General features: G+C 34.2%; 1 protein-coding gene. It reads left to right on the top strand.

Features of this window, described 5'->3' with window-relative positions:
• Window positions 1-77: 77 nt before the first annotated feature.
• Complete coding sequence (locus DB41_RS10335) at window positions 78-1,208, top strand: ISAs1 family transposase (RefSeq protein WP_052244132.1); 1,131 nt, start codon at window positions 78-80, stop codon at window positions 1,206-1,208.
• Window positions 1,209-1,213 lie beyond the last annotated feature (5 nt).

The following is a 1,213-nucleotide window of genomic DNA, read 5'->3' as shown; positions in this document are numbered from 1 at the left end:
CAGGGTTAACGCATTTAATTTTACTTGATAAGTAAAAATATTTTCCTCACAACTTTTCCTTTAATACAGGAGAAGCCATGTCAGAGGATGACACCGTCATTATGGGATTTTTAAAAATTGTCCCGGACCCAAGAATAGAACGATGCAAAAAATACAGCTTAGAATCCATTTTATTTATAGCTCTAACAGGGATGCTCTGTGGGGCAGATAGCTTTATAGAAATTGTAGATGTAGCGGACGCTAATTTAGAATGGTTAAAAAAATATGTAGATCTACCTTATGGAATCCCCGCTCATGATACAGTTTGTAGAGTTTTTTCATTAATAGATAAAAATAAATTTTGCGAATGTTTTTCTGCATGGAGTCAATCACTGCAAAAACATTCATCTAGCGACATTATTGCAATAGATGGAAAAAGTCTTTGTGGAGCATATGGAGAAAGTTTAAAGGGCATGGCCCATATGCTACATGCATGGAGTATAGAAAATGGTCTTTGCATTGCTCAGCAAGCCGTAAGGGATAAATCGAATGAGATAACAGCTTTAAAGCCGTTGTTAGAAATGTTGGATTTAAAAGGATGCATAGTTACTACGGATGCCATTCATTCCCATAAAAAAACAGCGACTTTAATTTCAGAAAGAGGTGGAGACTATGCTTTACCAATAAAAGATAATGAAAAGGATTTTAAAGAAGAAATTGAAATCTTATTTACAGATGCCTTTAAAAATGAGTTTAAAGGCTGTGATGCTGACCATTTTAAAACATTAGAAAAAGAACATGGTCGTATAGAAGAGCGCAATTATTGGGTTTTAGATGCAGCAGATTTACCTAAATCAAAAGAATGGTCTAACTTAAAATCTGTGGGTCTATGTCAGAGGGAGAGAACTCTAAAAGGAAAAGTGACGATAGAACAAGTATATTATGCAATGAGTTTTGAAGTTGATGCAAAGAGGTTTGCCAGAGTGGCTAGAGATCATTGGCAAGTAGAGAATAATTTGCATTGGATTTTGGATGTAGTTTTTGAAGAAGACAAGCAAAAATATAAAGACAAAACAATGGCACAAAATTTAAGTTGTTTGCGAAAAATGGCTTTAAATCTTTTAAAAAAGGATCCTCGCAAAGCATCTTTGCAAGCAAAGCGCTTGAGAGCTGCATGTAATATTACTTACAGAGAAGAACTTTTAAAAAATTTATTTATAATGCGTTAACCCTG

Origin of the sequence: Neochlamydia sp. TUME1 (assembly GCF_000813645.1) — a bacterium.
In the GTDB taxonomy this organism is placed as follows: domain Bacteria; phylum Chlamydiota; class Chlamydiia; order Chlamydiales; family Parachlamydiaceae; genus Neochlamydia.
The sequence above is the reverse complement of the archived record's forward strand: the minus strand, read 5'-3'. Positions and strand labels throughout refer to the sequence as shown.